Origin of the sequence: Mycobacterium nebraskense (assembly GCF_002102255.1) — a bacterium.
Classification (GTDB): Bacteria; Actinomycetota; Actinomycetes; order Mycobacteriales; family Mycobacteriaceae; genus Mycobacterium; species Mycobacterium nebraskense.
In genome coordinates this window covers 1-2,953 of sequence record NZ_LQPH01000059.1, presented here as the reverse complement: position 1 = coordinate 2,953, position 2,953 = coordinate 1, and the positions used below count along the sequence as shown (strand labels likewise).

At 62.5% G+C, this 2,953-nt stretch carries 1 protein-coding gene and 1 pseudogene; both read left to right on the top strand.

Translation table 11 applies throughout. The features are described 5' to 3' along the window. Positions 1–220 precede the first annotated feature (220 nt). Entirely contained in the window at positions 221–982 is a 762-nt protein-coding gene (locus AWC17_RS06320) for an SDR family NAD(P)-dependent oxidoreductase (RefSeq protein WP_231588640.1), read from the top strand. A 606-nt stretch (positions 983–1,588) separates the two neighbouring features. Then, positions 1,589–2,395 (top strand): annotated as a pseudogene (locus AWC17_RS33355) (serine/threonine-protein kinase); the annotation flags it as partial. Positions 2,396–2,953: the final 558 nt, after the last annotated feature.

Below are 2,953 nucleotides of genomic sequence, written 5' to 3'. Positions count from 1 at the left end.
CCACCGCATAGGATCATCAACGCAAGCGAGCGGAACCTATGTCAGACCACTTTTACACCGCTCCTGGGACGCCACCGTTGACTTTTCCCGCCGCAGCAGCGCACACCTGCGAGCATTGTTCTTGCGATCCGCTCTGGGCGGCAACGGGCTCCCTCAGAACAGCGCGTCGACATGAAGGAGTCGATTGGTGTCTGACCGACTGCGAGGGAAGGTCGCGATCGTGACTGGCGCCTCGAGTGCAGGGCTCAGTTGGGGGAACGGCAAGGCCACGGCCGTGCGATTCGCGGGTGAGGGAGCCACAGTTCTGTGCGTCGCCCGAGGCGACGGCGCCCGGGAGACGGCCGAGTTGATCGCCGAGCAGGGCGGTGAAGCCACGGCTCACCAGGCGGATGTAACCGTGGCCGAACAGGTCCGTGACATGGTTGAGCACTGTGTGGCGGCCTATGGGCGGATCGACATCCTGCACAACAACGTAGGCGTAGATCGTGTCGGCGGACCCGTAGAAACAAGCGAACAGAGCTGGGACGACGTCATCCGGACTAACCTCACGTCGCAGTTTTTGACGTGCAAATACGCGCTGCCTGTGATGGAACGCCAACGAGCCGGCGCCATCATCAATATGAGTTCGATCGCAGGCATCCGCTGGGTTGGTGCGCCGTCGATCTCTTACGCGTCGAGCAAGGCGGCAGTCATCCAATTCACCCAGACCGTCGCACTCCAATATGCCTCAAGAGGCGTCCGCGCCAACACAATTGTGCTGGGCGTGGTGCGAACGCCGGCACTGGAGGGATGGGTGAACTCCGTCTCCGACGACCCGGACCAGGTATGGCGACACCTGGACGAAAGCACACCGCGCGGTCGCATAGGGGATGCCTGGGACGCGGCGCATGCGGCCGTCTTCCTGGCCTCTGACGAAGCGGGTTTTATCACCGGCACAACGCTCGTCGTCGATGGTGGCATGAGCGCGACGATCGGCATCTGATCACCGTTAGAAGAGAAACGACGGCGATCGAACGTTGTCTTGAGCTAGCGGCGCAATAGCTCCGAGAAATCGCTCGACGCCGAACAGCCTTTACCGCATAGATACTGTTGGTGCATAACTGATTTGAGAATAGTGAGTTTTTACTGGTAACCCTCCATATTCGATTCCGCCGTATTACTCGATGGCCGGAGCATGTTGGCCAGCTGCGGTAGGGGAGCGAAGGCCCCACCGCCGAGACCATGCCCCACTCACACAGCACCCGCATCGAGGACGGTAGCGTTGCCCGGGCATGAACGACGCCGTCACCCGCTTACTGGTATCACACCTTGAATTGCCAAGCAGCCGAATCGAATTGGTATCCAGAACGACGGTCGCGCCTCAAACGTTTCCGCGTGAGCCATTGAGCAGTCCTTGCGGGATGGGTCGACGGTGGCGCTCATGCGTTGTCCTCACTTGTCCCTGGGTCCCTAGGCGGCCGCGATATCGGGTGGAGTCGAGCCACCCCGAGTATGTGGGCTGCGATGACGAATACCAGTCCGAGGGTTTCCCAAACCGCGTCAGCGGTGGACTATGGTGTTGCTGATTTGCAGCCGACGGGAGGTTTCCATGGAAGGGACCCCGTTCGGCCGGTACCGACTAATCAATTTGCTCGGCCGAGGCGGCATGGGCGAGGTCTGGCGAGCCTATGACACCGTCACCGATCGGATCGTCGCGCTGAAAGTACTCCCAGCGCATTTTGCTGCGGACAGGACGTTTCAACAGCGATTCCGTCGCGAGGCCCACTCAGCGGCACGGTTAAACGACCCTCACGTGGTGCCGATTCACACCTACGGCGAGATCGACGGGCGGCTATTCGTCGACATGCGGCTGATCGAGGGCCGCGACCTGGCAACCGTGCTGGCCTCCGGTTCGATGTCTCCCTCACGGGCTGTGCACATCGTCGAGCAGGTGGCCCATGCCGTGTACGCCGCGCACAAGATTGGATTGGTGCATCGGGATATCAAGCCCTCCAACATCTTGCTCGATGAAAGCGACTTTGCGTATCTGATCGATTTCGGGATCGCGCGTGTTCTGGGCGAGACCGGTTTGACGGGGTCGGACGCGGTGGTCGGCACGCTGCGCTACATGGCACCGGAGCGCTTCAGAGTCGGTCAGGCCGATGCACGCTCGGACATCTACGCGCTTGCCTGCGTGCTGTATGAGTGCTTGACGGGAGGCGCCCCATTTCCGGGTGACAGCATCGAGCAACAAGTGGCAGGGCATCTGTCGGAGCCGCCGCCGCGCCCGTCTGACTCCGGCGCGCCGCCGGCGTTCGATGCGGTCATCGCCACTGGCATGGCCAAGGACCCAGCGCAGCGCTACGCCACCCCTGTGGATATGGCACGAGCCGCGCGCGATGCGATCACGGTGCCGCTACGCCTACCGGACCCGAATGTGCAGTCACACACCGCCGACGCCACTGCCCCCACACAAGTCGCCTCATGGCCGAGTGAGCCAACGCAGCGAGCGCAGAAACCATTGCACCCCGACCCGCGGCAGCAGATCGCGGGGAACCGCAGACGCACCAAACGGTCCTGGGTAGTCGCCGCGGTGATTGCGGTGGTCGTGGCGTCGGGGAGCGCGAGCGTATACCTTCTGCGCACACACACATCCACGACTGGATCTACGCAGACGACAGGATCTGCAACGGCCGCCATACCACCATCGGCACCCAGCGGGGGAGTCACGCCTAGCGGGGGAGCCACGGCAGCACCGAGTGGTCCGCCTACGATCGCCACCTCGATACGGGTAGGCAATGGCGCCTTCGGCGTCGCCGTCGACTCCGCCGGACACACCGCCTATGTCGCGAACACCGGTTCCAACTCCGTGTCGCTGGTCGATACCGGCAGCCGCAGGTGGCGTCCCAGGAGCGGTGTAAAAGTGGTCTGACATAGGTTCCGCTCGCTTGCGTTGATGATCCTATGCGGTGGC